The organism is Euzebyella saccharophila (genome assembly GCF_014855495.1).
Lineage (GTDB): Bacteria > Bacteroidota > Bacteroidia > Flavobacteriales > Flavobacteriaceae > Euzebyella > Euzebyella saccharophila.
Window position 1 is genome coordinate 121806 of sequence record NZ_JACYFJ010000006.1, and the last position, 17059, is coordinate 138864.

Sequence of the window (17059 nt, forward strand, 5' to 3'; positions counted from 1 at the left end):
CAAATTGAAAAAAAGGGACGGAGTCTAGATCGGACAAATTTAAACCTCCATCCCCTAACTAATTGATTAAAACTTTAACCAATACTCAAATTTATGAAAACTACAACACTCGGGGGCAATTTTCGCCTTTTGACCAGGCCCCTGTTATTATTTATGAAAATCTACATTTTATTATTTACGCTTGTTTCGTTCGGCTTAGGCTCTGAAAAAGGCTTCTCCCAAAATGAAAGAATTAGGTTTGATTCCCATGTTTCCCTTACCGTAGAGGAGATATTGGATGAGATAAAAAAACAGACAAATTATAATTTTATTTACCGATCAGACCTGTTTGCCAATAGTCCAAAAATGGTGGTCAACAAGGGCAGGGTTAAGGTTGGGGAACTATTGGAGCGATGCGCAGAAACCTCAGATTTTGAGTATAGTTTTACTGAAAATAACGCTATTGTATTAAGAAAAAGCCCTCCCCAAGCAAAAGAGGTGGTTCAGTATTCCGTTTCAGGTACTGTATTGGATAATGACAATATTCCTTTATCTGGAGCCAATATTGTGGAACAAGGAACTGCTAATGGAGTTACAGCTGATTTTGATGGTAACTTTCAATTAAACGTAGCTGATGAAAATGCCATTTTAGAGGTGTCCTATATTGGATATGCCACTAAGAACATTTCCGTTAACGGACAAACGGATATTCAGATTATTTTGGAAGCGAGTGCAGCCGGTCTAGAAGAGGTGGTAGTCGTAGGCTACGGGACAGCAAGAAAAAAAGATATTACCGGTTCGGTCATTTCCAAAAACTTGGAAGATTCACCAGAATCTAAATTGCCTACCACAAACGTTTTACAGAATTTAAGAGGTATGTCTGGAGTGAACGTAGGAATACAGAACTCCCCGGGTACCAACCCAAGTTTAATTGTACGTGGGCAAAACTCCATCAATGGTTCCAATGCACCCTTAATTATTTTAGATGGGATAGTGTACCTAGGTAACTTGACCAACATTAACCCACAGGATATTTCTAAAATTGATGTTTTAAAAGACGCATCCGCCACTGCGGTTTATGGATCAAGGGCTGCCAATGGGGTTATTGTTATAACCACAAAAAAAGGTAAAATTGGTAAACCAAAGATTACGTATGCTACTTCCTTTGGTTTTAATAGGTGGGGCAATAAGTTCAATCTAATGGAAACCGATCAATGGCTTGAGAAATTTGCGGACCAACGAGAATTGGACTCCACCGGTGATGTTGTTTTTGATGATCTAACGCCTACAGAGAATTTAAGACAGGGCGTAAATACAGATTGGCTAGACCTCATTTCACGTCAAGGCTTCTTCCAAGACCATCAGATTGATGTTTCAGGTAGTTCGGATAAAATCAATTACTATTTTTCTGGAGGCTATAATGAATCGGAAGGGGTTATTATTGGTGATGAATTCAATAGGATTTCCATAAGTTCCAAACTTGATGCCGATATTACTGATTGGCTAAAAGTTGGTGTAAGTGGGAGTTATAACAGAACCGATTATTCCGGGATTCAAGCCAATGTTTTTGATGCCATTACCATGGGACCATTGGGTTATCCTTACAGATATGAAGGTATGCCTTACGATGTAAGTTCCAACTCCGAAACCTTATTGGAGAGATGGCCGTTAGGACAGTCCAAACAAAGTCCATTATGGGGTACCGATGGAACTGTGGACGATGTAGACGAAAGAAACTTCTTTAGGTTTGCAGGATACGCCAATGTGGAGATTCCTCAAATAAAAGGGCTTTCATATAAGATCAACTATGCCGCTTATACGGAAGACAGAACCCAAGACCGTTTCTATCATGAGGATTACTACATTCCCGAAGTAGCCACTAACTTTTATATCGAGAGATATGAGGATGCCGAAATTCAAAAACTATTGGCCCAAGCCAATGGTTATAATTATAAAAGGGTTGATTTTAATTATGTCTTCGATAATATCATAAACTACAATAGAAGGTTTGGAGATCACTATTTGGGGGCTACGCTCGTAGCCACAAGGGATTTTACTTCTATCAAGGATAATCGTGTTAGTGGAAATGATTTTTCTGCTGCAGGAAGTACTAGTTTAGGAGTAGATGGTTTACAAAAGTCCAATAATATTATTTATTCAAAGAACATTACAGAAAGAGCGAATGTAGGTTATCTGGCAAGGTTAAATTACGCATTTAAGGATCGATATAATCTAACTGGCTCCGTAAGAAGGGATGGGGCATCTGTATTTGGAGCAAATAGAAAGTGGGGTACTTTTTCATCCCTAGGGGTTGCTTGGACCGTATCCGAAGAAAATTTCTTAAAAGGAAATGAAACGCTCAATTATTTGAAACTTAAAGCTTCCTACGGTCAAAATGGAAACCAGGGTGTAGGTCCCTATTCAACACTTAGTGCTGCTATTAGCGGACAAGATGGAGGAATCCGGTATGAGTTTGGTGACAATCCTTCCCAAGTATTGTATGGAATCGCCGTGCAAAATTTAGCTAACTCAGAATTGGGGTGGGAAAAAACCACCTCTTTTAATGGAGGGTTTTCATCAGCTTGGTTCAACAATAGGGCGTTTCTGGATTTGGATTTTTATTTCTCAAAGACTACAGATCAGATATTTACTAGAAATATCCCAATCATGACGGGTTTCTCGTCCATTATAACAAGTTTAGGACAAGTTGACAACAGAGGGATTGAAATCAATTTAAGAACTATCAACATAGATAAGGAAAATCTAAGTTGGCAATCGGACTTTTCATTCTGGCAAAATAGAAATATTGTTCAAAGTCTTTATGGAGATGACAATGATGGTGATGGCGTAGAAGATGATGACGTAGCCAATAGTTTATTCATAGGAGAGTCATTAGGCGCCATCTACGGATACGAGTACGTGGGTGTTGTACAGGAAGATGATACGGCTTATATAGAAAATAACAGTGCTGTACCTGGGGATCCAATGTTTCGTGATCTAAATGGGGACGGGGTTATAGATGCGGATAATGACAGAACCATTTTGGGTTTCAGAAAACCCAACTTTCGCATGAATTTTTCCAATACCCTAACTTATAAGAACTTCACTTTATATGCTCTTCTTACCGGGGTTTTCGGTGGAGGAAAAGACAATTTCTATGTTCGTGAGAATCCGTTCAGAAATTCCTTTAGAAGTAGATTTGACACCAATGAAGTAGTTCATGATTGGTGGACCCCTGAAAATCAAAGCGAGGAATATTTGCGATCCAATTATGTGGGAAATAGATACTTGGGACTCCAGTCCAGAGGTTTTGTAAGAATACAGGATGTTTCGCTATCCTATGCCATGCCACAAACCGTTTTGGATAATTTGGGCGTAAGCAACCTCGAAATTTTTGCAGGTGCCAAAAACCTATATGTGTTTACGGATTGGTTTGGTGGGGGAGACCCAGAATTTGAAAATGGGATAAGGCCGTTTGATAACATTAACCCTGTACCTACCACCATTACCCTTGGTGTAAAAACTAGTTTCTAAAACAATAAAAGATATAAAGATGAAAATTCATAAAATACTTTATTTCTTCATCCTACCATTAGTGCTGCTCACTGCTTGTGATGATGAAGAATTTTTGACTGAGGACCCCAAAACCTTTAATACGGTAGATAACATTTTCACATCTTCTGCGCAGGTGGATCAGCTTCTAATCACCTTGTACAGTGATTATAGAAATCTAAAGGTCTTTAACTGGCAAAGTAAAGGTCACGGAACAGATGTTTTTGATTCTCCGCAGTTTAGATTGGGTGATAGCTTTACGGATTATAGTAGAATAAATCCAGAGAGTGGGGTTTTCAATACCTTTTATCAGTTTTATTACCGGCTGATATCTAGGGCCAATACGGTTATTGAAGTTGCAAATAGGGAAGATATTAATTGGCCGTCTGAAAATGAAAGGGCTTTTGCTGTTGCCCAGGCTAAATTTTTTAGGGCCTATGCCTATGGTTCTATGGCCGAAGTCTTTGGCGGGGTGCCTTTAGTAACTGAAATTTTTGAAGAACCCAAGTTTGATTTTGAGAGAGCGACTAGGGAGGAAACCTATCAATTTGCAATAGCGGATTTGGAGTTGTCCTTAGATGGCTTGCCAGAAACTACTGCGCAGGATGGTAGAGTCGTTAAAGGGGCAGCCCTGCACTTTTTAAGCGAATTTTACCTAGGGCTGGGAATTTTAACGGGAAGTGATGCCGATTATCAGAAAGCTGTAGACTATGCCTCTCAAGTGATTGATGGAGGAACCTTCTCCCTAATGACCGATCGTTTTGGCGAAAGAATGGACGAAGAGGGCAAAGATGTTTGGTGGGATTTGTTCCGCGCCAATAATGTGAACTATAATGATGGTAACAGGGAATGTATTTGGAGTATTCAGGTAGATTTTGATGCTTATATAGCTGAGGATGGTGCTGCCGTTCTTCCCTACCCAAGGAATTTTATGCCCGTTTATAGAGCCATTCCTGGCGTTACCGGGGTTGCGGAAGATGTGGGAGGTAGGGGTGTTGCCTTTTTGGCTCCCACCGAGTATGTGACTGATCTCATTTGGGACCCGGCCATCTCTTCCAATGACCAAAGAAATGCAGAACATAACATTCGCAGAACAATCTATTATAATGATGAATCCTATCCCGAAAGTGATCCAGGGTCCCTTATAGGTCAAGTTGTTCCTCAGGATACCATTGCAAAAGCGAACGAGAATAACGGCTGGATATACCCCATTTTTGAAAAATTGACCACTGATAATTTTGTTGGGGTGGATCAAGGTGAAAATAGGAGTAATCTATTTAGGGACGAATACGCAATAAGACTGGCAGAAACTATTTTATTGCGGGCGGAGGCCTATCATAGGTTAGGTAATAATCAGGCAGCTGCAAATGATATTAATCAATTAAGGTCCCGCGCTCAATGCGATTACTTGGCAACTGCCGGGGATATCGATATCGATTTTATTTTGGATGAACGGGCAAGGGAGCTCCTTACAGAAGAAAGTAGGTGGCATACCCTACTTAGGATGGGGGGTACGGTGGCCGTGGATCGGATAAGGGAGTATGCTATGCACCCGCACGTAGCTACTTCACTTACTTTTGACTATAATTTGTGGCCCATTCCCCAAACCGTAATTGATAGAAACTCCGGTAATGTTTTGGAGCAAAATCCTGGTTGGAACAGATAAGTTCTCAGGTAGTGTTTAAAAGATTACACCTTCAAATGTAGGTATGCAGTTTTGACTTGAACAATCTTTTGAACTATTGCTTATCTTAAGACAATTATGCCCTTATCGCTGCAAAGCGATAGGGGTTTAAGCAATTACCAAATCTATCGGGATCAGCGAATGGATAATTATTAATTGAATAATTTTTAGCAGAATGGATTGGATACTTCAATTTCTTGGTAGACTACACCCTTTATTGGTGCATTTTCCTATTGGCTTATTGGTAGTGGCCCTGTTTTTGGAAATACTTACTTTAAACGGTAAGAGACCGGGTCTTCGTGAAGGTATCCGTTGGATGGTCATTATCGGTGCCATTTCGGCTATATTATCCACCCTCTTTGGGTGGTTCTTGAAAACCCAGGATGACTACAGCGGAGATTTGGTCGATAACCACCAATATATAGGTATAGCCACAGCTGTTTTTGCCATCGCCGCATCATTTTTGCTACAACGAACCCTTCAAGGAAAAATCAAAGATTTTCGCCTATACAGAGGGATTTTGACCACCACGGTCATTTTACTGACCATCACAGGGCATCTAGGTGCCAACCTCACCCATGGTGAAGACTTTTTAACAGGTGTTTTGCCCGGTAACGAGGAAGGTTATGACGATAGCAAAGGGGTCGCTTTATTGGCCGAACTCAAGCAGGTCGATTCCTTGAATACCGCGCAGCAAGACCGTTTAAATTTAGAGGTAAGGGCCATTTTTGCCCATAACTGCTATCAATGCCACAGCCAGAACAAACAAAAGGGCGGTTTGGTTTTGGATAGTAAAGAAGGAGTTTTTGCAGGTGGCGAATCCGGCTTATCGGTAGTGGCCGGTAAACCGGAAGAAAGTGAACTTTTCCGGAGAATTACGTTGACTCCCGATCATGATGAGGTAATGCCAAAAAAGGGAAAAGTCTTAAAATCCAGTGAAATCAAATTGGTTGAAATGTGGATCAAGAACGGGGCCCATTGGTCAGACCAAACATTAAAAGTGTTTCCTGAGGCCGAATTGGCATTGAACATGCCTTCTTTGCCAACCTCTGAGCAATCCCACCCGATAGACAAATTGGTTGACTCGTATTTTGAGGAAAAGGGGGCCGAATGGCCCCAAAAAGTAAATGATCACCTATTTGTTCGTAGGGCGTATCTAGATATTGTCGGGTTGTTGCCATCAACCCAACAAATGGAGGAGTTTGTAAATGATTCCGATTCCAATAAAAGGGAAGCTCTAATCGATTCCCTTTTGAACGATAATCACAATTATACCCAGCACTGGATCAGTTTCTGGAACGATCTATTGCGTAATGACTATAGTGGAACAGGTTTTATTACAGGCGGAAGAAAGCAGATTACCGACTGGCTGTATAATTCACTACTTACAAATAAGGGTTATGACCAAATGGTGAGTGAACTGGTAAACCCGTCCGAGGCTTCCGAAGGCTTTATCAAAGGCATTGAATGGCGAGGTGTGGTCAACGCCAGTCAACGTACCGAAATGCAGGCCGCTCAAAATATAGGTCAATCCTTAATGGGTGTGAACGTAAAATGCGCCTCTTGCCATAACAGTTTTGAGAGTAATCTTACGTTGGAGCAATCTTATGGCTTTGCCTCGATATTTGCCGATTCGGTTTTAGAATTGAACCGTTGCGACAAACCATTGGGTAGAATGGCCAAGGTTAACTTTCTGTACCCTGAATTGGGGGAAGTAGAGGGCGAAAGCCTAGAAGAACGGTTGTTGAACTTGGCAAAAGTAATGGTGCAGCCCGATAATGGCCGCTTGTACCGAACCATAACCAACAGAATTTGGCAAAGACTAATGGGCCGGGGTATTATTGAACCTCTAGATGAAATGGATAATGAACCATGGAATGGCGACCTACTCGATTGGCTTGCCGCCGATTTTATTGAATCAGGTTATGATTTGAAGCATTTGATCAAGCGAATCATGACTTCCAAATCGTACCAATTGCGTGCGGCGAAATATGATAAGATAGAGGATGTAAAATCTGATTATGTCTTTAATGGGCCGATTGTTAGACGCTTAAGTGCCGAGCAGTTTTCCGATGCGGTGAGTCAAATCGTATTTCCGGTATACCATACGGTAGAGTACGACCCTACAAATGCAGAATTGAAAGCGCATCGGGTATGGCATAGAGAGGTCAAGTTTGACCGCGACGTGCTTCCCGAGCCCGGCAAAAGGTATTTTCGTAAGACATTTAGTCTGTCGGACGGCGCTATTTCCGAAGCTATTGCTTTAGTGTCTGTCGACCATTCCTATGCGCTATATGTAAATGGTGAAAAAATGGGTTCAGGAAATGATTGGAAAAGGGTTGGAAAATATGATGTGGCCCAATTTTTAAAACCAGGTAAAAATGTAATCGCTATAGAAGGGGAAAATGAAGGAACTATTGCCAATCCGGCAGGGGTGCTGTTCTCTATGAAAGTAAAATACGATAACAATACAGAAGTTCAAATTGATTCCGACACCTCGTGGAAAAGTTATAGTACACCTCCTGATGATGAATGGACCGCTATCAATTTTGACGATACGGCCTGGGGTGAGGCCAGAAACTATGGTAGTGCCAATTGGGGCAAATTGGTGAATTTCAATTTCTATGGGAATAGTGAAAAGTTCGCACGGGCCAGTTTGGTAAAGCAGCACCCGTTCATGAAAGCATTGGGAAGGCCAAGTCGCGAAAATGTCGCTACAACGAGGGATGATAATGCCACTTTATTACAAGCCTTGGAGCTTACGAATGGGGAGTTTTTCAATGGAGTGCTAGAGGAGGGTGCCGAACGGTGGTTGCAAGCATATAATAAGGATAGTCAGAAAATAGTAGACAATCTATATCAACAATCTTTCGGTAGAAATCCCTCTGAAGAAGAAAGTGAATTGTTGATGGGCATTCTAGGTCAGAATGCCAGTAAAGAAGGTTTGCAAGATGTATTTTGGTCTACGTTGGTCTTACCAGAGTTTCAGTTTATCAATTAAAGATAGTAATGGGTTTTTCGCATATAAAGTTTGAGAAAGATGAAAGAGAATAATACAAGACGAGAGTTCATTAAGAAAATGTCCGCAGCCAGTTTGGCGGCATCCGCTACGAGTATACCATTGGCCAGTTTTTTGAGCTCTTGTTCAAAAAGCCCTTCTTCCCTGCCATCAACGGCAGATACGGTCATTCTCCTTTGGATGGCAGGTGGTATGGCCCACACCGAAACATTTGACCCAAAGGCATATGTACCTTATGAAAAGGGGGTAGAGAGTAAAAGGGTTTTAAGTACATTTCCCAAGATACCCACGGCAGTGGATGGCCTTGATTTTTCCAAGGGGTTGGAATCCATAAGTGGCGTAATGGACAAAGGTGCCATTATTCGGTCTTATAAATCGGCCGATTTGGGTCATATTCTGCATACCCGGCACCAGTATCACTGGCATACCTGTTATGAACCGCCCCAATCCGTACAGGCACCTCATATAGGAGCATGGATAGCGAAAGAATTAGGGCCGGTCAATCCTGTCATTCCTCCTTTTATAGCCATGGGGCAACGGTTTACGGTGGGCGAAGCGGAAGAATTGAAGGCATTTCATTCGGCAGGGTTTTTGGGCACCGAATTTGGTCCGTTTTTAATACCGGACCCGGCGGGCGGACTTGATAGCGTGCGTCCCCCAAAAGGTATGTCATTGAAACGTTTTGAGGCCCGTTATAAGCTTTATAAAGAGTTGGCCAATAAAAGTTCCTTCATGCAAGAGGGCAGTGATTACCAGAAGGAATCGCTTATGCGTTCTATGGAGCAATCATACCGTCTATTGAACTCCCCGGAGGCAAAAGTTTTTGATTTGTCAGAAGAATCTAAAGAGGTGTACGATACGTACAATACCGGCAGATTTGGCCTTGGCTGTCTTTTGGCAAAAAGGTTGGCCCAAAATGGGGGCAGGTTTATCAGTGTTTCTACGGAATACGAGCCTTTCTTAGGATGGGATACGCACGAAAACGGACATACCCGAGCCAAGAAAATGAAGGAGTTGATCGATAGGCCCATTGCCCAGTTGATAAAGGATTTGGATGAAAGCGGGCATTTGGATAGAACCTTGGTTGTTTTGGCAAGTGAGTTTAGCCGTGATGCCATTCTAGAAGGAAGACCGGGTGAAAAAGTAAAGGATCAAGTGGACCAACCGGATATCATCGAAGATGAAAAATTCTACGGAATGCACCGTCATTTCACGGACGGCAGCTCTATTCTTTTATGGGGCGGTGGTATTGAAAAAGGGTTGGTGTATGGAAAGACCGCCGATGAAAGACCTTGTTCTTCCATTGAAAATCCAGTGGTCATCGATCAAGTACATCAATCCATTTATCACGCCCTGGGTATTCACCCTCAGACGGAGTACACAATCGAAGGTAGACCGTTTTACACGACCCCAGATGGTCATGGCAAGCCTATTTTGGATTTGTTTGGGAAACCACTGGGAAAAAGCACTTGATGCTTTGTGATATCGTTTTTTGATTAATTTATGGGAAATCACACTTTCCTAAATTCTTATTGAGGGCAATAATGTTAAAATCCAGAATTAATGTTACTTAATCGATAGAAGACGGCTAGATTCAGGTTTTTGTATATTTTTGGAAGGCGAGTCTGTTTTGACTTGTTTTACGAGAACCAGCCATATGAAAAAGAAAGTTTTTGCCCTCTTGGTCCTAGCGGCCTTTTTTTTAAGCCATGATATGTATCTTAAGTTAGATACATTCTTTTTGGAGCCCAATACTTCAGCAACCATTCAACTTTTTAATGGAACTTTTGATAAAAGTGAAAACGTTATCGATCGTGACCGAATGATCGATGCAAGTCTTTTAGGCAATGGGGAGCGCTTTAAAGTTGCTGAAAATCAATGGAGCGAGAAGGACAGTATTACCTTCTTAAATTTTAAGACCGGGGAAGCTGCCACTTGGGTGGCCGGTGTTTCTACCAAGCCTAGAAATATTGAAATGGATGCCGAAGCTTTTAATGGGTATTTACGTCATGATGGAGTTTTGGATATGCTTAAATGGAGGGAAGAAAATGATGCGCTAGATAAAGACGCCGTTGAGAAATATTCCAAGCATGTAAAAGCTATTTTTCAGGTGGGAGATAAAACTTCCGAGGATTGGAAGACCGCTCTTGGTTATCCTATTGAATTTATTCCTTTGAGCAATCCGTATGAGAAGCATACAGGGGATCAATTAGAGGTGAAGTTATTGTTCGGTGGAAAACCTTTGGCGAACCAATTGGTATATGCCAATTATAAAGTGACCGAAAATCATCATTCCCACTCAGAAGAAGAACACGGCCATTCTCATGAGGGTTCCGCTCATAGTCATGAGGACGAGGCGCATTCCCATGAGGATGCCAAAGCGCATACACATAATGAGGAAGTGCATAGTCACGACAATGGCGAAAAGCACTCCCATTCCCATAAAAAGGAAGAAGCTGGGCATACCCACAGTCATGATGGCGGTGAACCACACTCGCACGAAGAAGAAGAGCACAAAGACGACCACGTACATACTGACGGGCAACAATTACGAACGGATGTGAACGGAGTTGTAAGCGTGGATTTGTCAACTGACGGCATTTATTATTTAAGAACGATTCATCTGGCACACTCCGATGAAGAAGGGCTAACACACGAAAGCAATTGGGCAACCTTAACTTTTGAAGTAGTTCACGGCCATAGTCACGAAGAAGATACCCACGCACATGCGCATGCAGAAGAAGATGAATTCCCGACCTACATTTTTTGGATAGGGAGCTTGCTTATTATCGGCGGATTGTTTTGGTGGTTCAACAAGAAAAAAGAATAGGATGAAATCCCATCAGAATTTTATTCTATCTCTTTCCCTGTTTCTCTTTCCGGTGTTGTTAATGGCACACGGGGTAAGCTCTGGCGATCAGGCCATTTTAGATGAAGGAGGCTTGTTTTCCTATATTTATGTGGGCGCCAAACACATGCTTACGGGCTACGACCACTTGCTTTTCTTGGCAGGTGTTATTTTCTATCTCAAGGGTTTTAAAGACATTCTAAAATTTATTACCGTTTTTACTTTGGGGCACAGTATTACCTTGATAGGAGCCACTTATTTGGGTATTAGGGCCGATGAACATCTAATCGATGCGGTAATCGCTCTCAGTGTTTTGTACAAAGGTTTTGAAAATCTAGGAGGCTTTGAAGAGAAATTGGGCATCAAGTCGCCCAATCTATTATTGATGGTCCTTCTTTTTGGTTTGATACATGGGTTTGGCCTTTCTACAAGATTACAGTCGTTTGATGTAGGTTCAGAACAGTTTTTGGCAAAAATCGTCTCCTTTAATGTGGGGGTAGAACTAGGGCAGGTACTGGCTTTGATACCTATTGTTTTTCTTATTACCCAATGGCAAGGAAAAAGAAGTTACGATGCTTTTTATAAGGCAGCCAACTTTTATCTGATAATAGCGGGTGTAGGCTTATTTGCTTATCAAATGTACGGGTATTTCAATGGGCACTAAGAACGTAACATATCTGCAACATTTGAAAAGAAATGGTGCTCATTATAGTGCACAGTTCTTTCTGGGGGTCATTGTGCTGCTGATGTTCGCAAAGCCCTTATTGCCGGTAGTCGATTATTTTCAGAATTACGATTACATTGTAAAAGTGCTTTGTGAAAACAAAGAAAAGCCCATGCTGGAGTGTAACGGAAAGTGTTATTTGTCCAAACTGTTGGCAGAAGAAGCAGATGATGAAAGCAACCCTTTTTCTGAAAAGCTGTCTAAATATGAAATTCCGCTATTGCTTCATGAAAGTGAATCGTTAGAAATTGAATTTGAACTGAGTGAAAAAAGAATCTTCGAAAATTTGGTCATGAACGGCGGTATTCTTTACTCCCTCGACTTCACCCGACCCCCGGAAATCACGTCTGTTTAACTTTTCAGAGCAGTTTATTGTAACTGCAAAATGTTCAATACTTATTGAAGTTTAACAATCCTACGAGTGGTTGGGACACTTATGTCATTGCCAAAAACAAATTTTTATATGATACCAATTAATTTGGCCTCAAAAGATAAGGTCATTTCGTTATGCTCTATGCTAATTATGGCATTAGCAACTACCGGTATGGTACACGCCAAACCGGAAATCAATCCGTTATCCAGAACAGTAGTGCAAAATCAGGTAAATGGTACTGTTTTTACTGAAGAGGGCATACCCCTTGCTGGTGCCAATATCGTAGAGAAAGGTACTACCAATGGTGCCTTGACTGATTTTGACGGAAATTTTACGCTCTCCGTACCTGATAATGCAACCTTGATTATTTCATACCTGGGTTTCACCACCCAAGAAATTGCAGTGAACGGGCAAACCAACCTGAGCATTACTTTATCAGAAGATGCAACGGGGCTCGATGAGGTGGTAGTTACGGCCTACGGAACTACTAATAAAAGGAGTTTTACCGGATCGGCAACCAAAGTAGCCACCGAAACTTTGAGCCGTACGGCGGCGGCCAGTTTTGAGACCTCCCTCCAAGGAAGTGTAACCGGGGTAAACGTGTACACTACGGGCCAGCCCGGGGGTAGTTCTAGCGTGCAAATTAGAGGGGTTGGCTCCATTAATGGTCTTACCCAACCGCTGTATGTACTCGATGGGGTGATCATTAATACCGATAATAATTCGAGAATTGGCGGTAACGGAGCGGTCAATAACCTGAATCCCTTATCGACCATGAATACTTCCGATATTGAGAGTATAACCGTTTTGAAGGATGCCGCAGCTGCTTCCCTCTATGGATCTAGAGCTGCTAATGGCGTTGTGGTCATTACCACTAAAAAAGGAAAAAAAGGCGAAACGGAGCTGACCTTGAGCTCAGAATTCGGACTCACTCGTAACCTGACCAAAGAAGAGACGATCAGCAACCAACAATTTAAGGATTTGTGGGAAGAAGGCCAGCTACACCAATATATTCAGAACAATGAGAACGGGGAGTTCAGTAGGGTGTACAATGATGGTACGCTTTATAACCAGTATTTGGCCATGGCTCAGGCAGATTATACCGCGGTCTATGGCAACGAACTAAGGAATTCAGATTGGTTGGATGCTATTTATCAAACGGGTTCGATCCAGAAATATAATCTTTCCGCTCGAGGCGGAAACGAGAAGACCAAGTTCTATATATCGGGCGATGTGCTGGATCAAGAAGGTACTATCATCCGTTCGGGCTACAAGCGCTATTCCGGAAGGCTTAATCTGGAAAACAAAGCGAAGGATTGGCTAACTATTGGCGCCAATTTATCCGTTGCAAAATCAGAAAGAAATACGGGCCAATATGATGGTTCGTATGCAGGCGGACTCAATCCGTTGTATATGGCGAGGGTATTGCCACAAGCAGCCGCTATCTACGACCCAAATGGGTATGAGGGTATTGCAGATCTTCCTAACGATATTGAGAAAAACGCCAACCCCATTGGGGTAATTCAAGTGGGGGAATATGATAACAACGAAGTAAGGGTTCGGGGCGATGTCTTTGCAGAATTCTTTATTTATGACGGACTTAATTTTAAGACCACCTTTGGTATCGACCATCAATCCAACGAAGAGTCGTTATATGATAACAAGGAATTTGGTGCCGGTGGCGGTGTTTGGAACGGGGTGCTCTATGTGGCCCAGGGCGATGTATTTCAATACACTACTTCCAATCTTTTAACCTATAACAAGCAGTTTGGAAAGCATGGCGTAGGCGCTCTTTTAGGGGTAGAACAGCAAGAATCTAAAATGAAGTCTATTCGTAATGCGGGCTATGATGTTTTGGATAGCGATTTACTCTCTTCCAGTAGTTTGGGTTCCCTTTGGTCGTGGTCCGGCTATTCCGAGAATTATTCCCTCTTGTCTTACTTTTCAAGGTTTAATTACGATTTTGACCAGAAGTATTTCCTTAGCGCCAGTTACAGACGTGATGGTTCTTCCCGTTTTGGGAAAGATAGCCGTTGGGGTGGTTTTTGGTCGGTTTCCGGGGGATGGATTCTGACCGAAGAGGAATTTTTACAGAATGATGTGATCAACTACTTGAAATTACGAGGAAGTTATGGTACCAACGGAAATCTTCCACCTGATTTTTATGCGCATTTGGCCTTCTTTAATTCCGATGGACTAGGATATGGAGGTTCTTCCGGTTTGACCTACGGGCAACTCGCAAATCCAGAACTGTCTTGGGAGCAGAGCAAGAATTTTAATGTGGGGGTGGACGCCGTTGTTTGGAATAAGCTCAATCTTACTGTTGAATATTTCTCCAAACAAACGGAAGACTTGTTATTGAATATTCCGGTTTCCTCTACTACTGGATTTAGCAATCAATTGCAGAATTTTGGGGAAATGAAGAATACGGGTTGGGAAGTTTCATTAGGCTTAAATGCCATTGCGCAAGAAGATTTTTCTTGGAATACGCGTTTGAACTTGACCATGCTCTCCAACGAAATCACCAAGTTAAAAGGGGATTTGACACCGAGTTATAATGCTACCAATGGGCAAGACCCAACTATTATAAAGGTGGGTGAAAGTCTAAACTCTTTTTATTTAAGGGATTATGCCGGGGTGAATCCAGAAAATGGATTGGCACAGTATTATGTACTTGAAAACGGACAAAGAACTGGTGCTATTACCACCAATGCTGAAGAGGCTGGGTTTGGTGTCTTCGGGAAGGCCCTGCAAGATGTGCAGGGTGGTTTCTACAATCAATTAACGTACAGAAATCTTTCTTTGGATTTCCTTTTTACCTTCGGAATTGGCGGAGAGGCCTATGACCGTACCGCTTTTAAAAGAGATGATGATGGTTTTGCTCCTCAATTTACGAACACCACGGCACAATTGAACCCTTGGAATCCGAACAACACCAATGCGACGGTACCTATTAGAATTAATGGTAACCCTACCTTTTCCAACGATGTTTCTACAAGGCATCTGTACAATGGCGATTACCTGAAGCTTAGAAACGTAAAGTTGAGCTATGGTCTGCCTAATTACGGACTGCTACAAGGCGGTTCCGTTTATGTGCAGGGTGATAATTTGTTGTTGTTCACCGAGCTCAACGATTATGATCCGGAAGCAATTTCCAATGGCGTTAACTTCTTTCAAACACCAACAGCTACCAGTGTTGTTTTAGGGGTTCAATTAAAATTTTAAAGAAAAAGAAATGAAATATTCTAAATATACAAAGAGCCTTCTTTTAATGTGTGCGGTATTTGTCTTTCAAGCATGTGATGAAGATGTGCTTACACAAACTCCGGACCATGTGATATCGGAAGACTTAGTAACCAATTCCGTAGAAAAACTACAAAGTTTGTTAACCGGGTCTTACAACGAAATCTCTACCGGAAATTATATCGGTAGGGTGCTGTATAAGCGCGCTGCGGTTAAAAGTCCTGATTTTAGGTTTGTACAGACCATTTATGACCCGCGTGATTATGAGCAGACCGAATATCGTTACGAAGAAAGTAGCAACAACAATGGTAGTGCTGAATTACTGTGGTTGCAATGCTACAAAGTTATCGGAAACCTGAATTTGATTCTTGATAATATCGACGAAGCCGAAGGCAATGATGATGTACGGCAGCAGGTGAAAGCGGAGGCTTTGGGATTACGCGGAATGGTCTATTTTGATTTGGCCCGTACCTTTTGCTATCCTTGGGCTAAAGAACAGGGTAATGCCCAGGGGCTTCCCTTAAAATTGAACTCAGAGGAAGTGGTCATTGAACGTAGCAATTTAGAAGCGACCTATGCCCAAATTATAGCTGATCTGACCGCATCTTTGGAGATGCTCAATGCTGATTCTGAGACGCAGGGCAGTACCAAATACATCACCCAGTTAGGGTTGAATGCGCTTTTAGCCAGGGTCTATTTGTACAAGCAAGATTTTACCAATGCTTTGGCTGCGGCCCAAGAAGTATTGGCGGTAAAAGATGAAAATGATTTGATGGATGTAGAAAATTATGTCTTTAACGATTATACATCGGAATCACTTTTTGAAATGAGTGTGGAGAGCGAAAATTCAGTAGGAAGTAACGGCCTGGGCGCCCAATTTGATTTTAGGGACGGTGGACAAGGCGATGTTATCGCTACCCAAACTTTTGTGGATTTGCTACAAGAATATACAGGGGACCCAAGGGCCTTGCTGCTCACCGAAGATAAAGAAGGAACCAATGCCCAGTTTGTGAAGTATATCAATAGGGAAGGTGGGGCCGGACTTAGTATTCACAACATTCCGATTATAAGGTTGTCTGAGATTTATTTGATAGCTGCCGAAGCCTGTGCCAATGGCGCGGGAGGTGGTGATACCGAAGCCTTGACCTATTTGAACACCCTGATTGCCAAACGGACCACTGATTTTGCAGCCCATGAGGCCACTGAAACTGGGGAAGCACTAAAAGAACGAATAGCTTTGGAAAGAAGAAAGGAACTGGCCCTGGAAGGTCATGGGGTTTACGACTTCATTAGAACAGGCCAAAATATCGTTCGACCAGAGACCGACCATGTCAACACCGGTATTAATGTCAATAATTTGAATGCAGAAGCCTTTGCTCCCAAAACTATTTACCCCATTCCCGCAAGTGAAATTGAAGCTTCCGGAATGGTACAGACCGAAGGATATTAGAATTCATATTTTATAAAAGTTATAATAGCGGAGGCGAAAGCTTCCGCTTTTTTTGTCCTCTTTTTTTTGGTGGCTGTTGATCATTCTGTAACCGAAAGACTTGCATTTGAGTTTATAAAGGAGGCGTTATTTCAAAATTAGAATCATAAAACTTTAATCAATACGTATATTTTTATTATTTTTATAC

The 17059-nt window shown here is 42.0% G+C and carries 9 protein-coding genes; all 9 read left to right on the forward strand.

Annotated features, from left to right (window positions below; translation table 11 throughout):
- Positions 1-93: 93 nt before the first annotated feature.
- The 9 genes from IL355_RS16330 (at position 94) to IL355_RS16370 (ending at position 16872) form a co-directional block, all read left to right on the forward strand.
- Positions 94-3513 (forward strand): SusC/RagA family TonB-linked outer membrane protein, encoded by a 3420-nt coding sequence (locus IL355_RS16330; protein WP_225621298.1) that lies wholly within the window; start codon positions 94-96, stop codon positions 3511-3513.
- A 19-nt stretch (positions 3514-3532) separates the two neighbouring features.
- Positions 3533-5197 (forward strand): RagB/SusD family nutrient uptake outer membrane protein, encoded by a 1665-nt coding sequence (locus tag IL355_RS16335; RefSeq protein ID WP_192463182.1) that lies wholly within the window; start codon positions 3533-3535, stop codon positions 5195-5197.
- A 193-nt stretch (positions 5198-5390) separates the two neighbouring features.
- Positions 5391-8216 carry a DUF1553 domain-containing protein gene (locus IL355_RS16340; RefSeq protein ID WP_192463183.1) on the forward strand — a complete coding sequence of 942 codons (2826 nt, stop codon included), beginning with the start codon at positions 5391-5393 and terminating at the stop codon, positions 8214-8216.
- A 39-nt stretch (positions 8217-8255) separates the two neighbouring features.
- Positions 8256-9707, forward strand: a complete 1452-nt coding sequence (locus tag IL355_RS16345; RefSeq protein ID WP_192463184.1) for a DUF1501 domain-containing protein — start codon at positions 8256-8258, stop codon at positions 9705-9707.
- Positions 9708-9891: 184 nt separating this feature from the next.
- The gene (locus IL355_RS16350; protein WP_192463185.1) at positions 9892-11064 is read left to right on the forward strand and encodes a DUF4198 domain-containing protein; all 1173 of its coding nucleotides are present in this window, start codon (positions 9892-9894) and stop codon (positions 11062-11064) included.
- 1 nt (position 11065) lies between these two features.
- Positions 11066-11746, forward strand: a complete 681-nt coding sequence (locus IL355_RS16355) for a HupE/UreJ family protein (RefSeq protein WP_192463186.1) — start codon at positions 11066-11068, stop codon at positions 11744-11746.
- Positions 11736-12161, forward strand: a complete 426-nt coding sequence (locus IL355_RS16360; protein WP_192463187.1) for a hypothetical protein — start codon at positions 11736-11738, stop codon at positions 12159-12161. Before IL355_RS16355 ends, IL355_RS16360 begins: the two co-directional genes overlap by 11 nt.
- 108 nt (positions 12162-12269) lie before the next feature.
- Positions 12270-15404, forward strand: coding sequence for a SusC/RagA family TonB-linked outer membrane protein (locus tag IL355_RS16365; RefSeq protein ID WP_192463188.1), 3135 nt, complete (start codon positions 12270-12272; stop codon positions 15402-15404).
- A 10-nt stretch (positions 15405-15414) separates the two neighbouring features.
- The gene (locus IL355_RS16370) at positions 15415-16872 is read left to right on the forward strand and encodes a RagB/SusD family nutrient uptake outer membrane protein (RefSeq protein ID WP_192463189.1); all 1458 of its coding nucleotides are present in this window, start codon (positions 15415-15417) and stop codon (positions 16870-16872) included.
- Positions 16873-17059 lie beyond the last annotated feature (187 nt).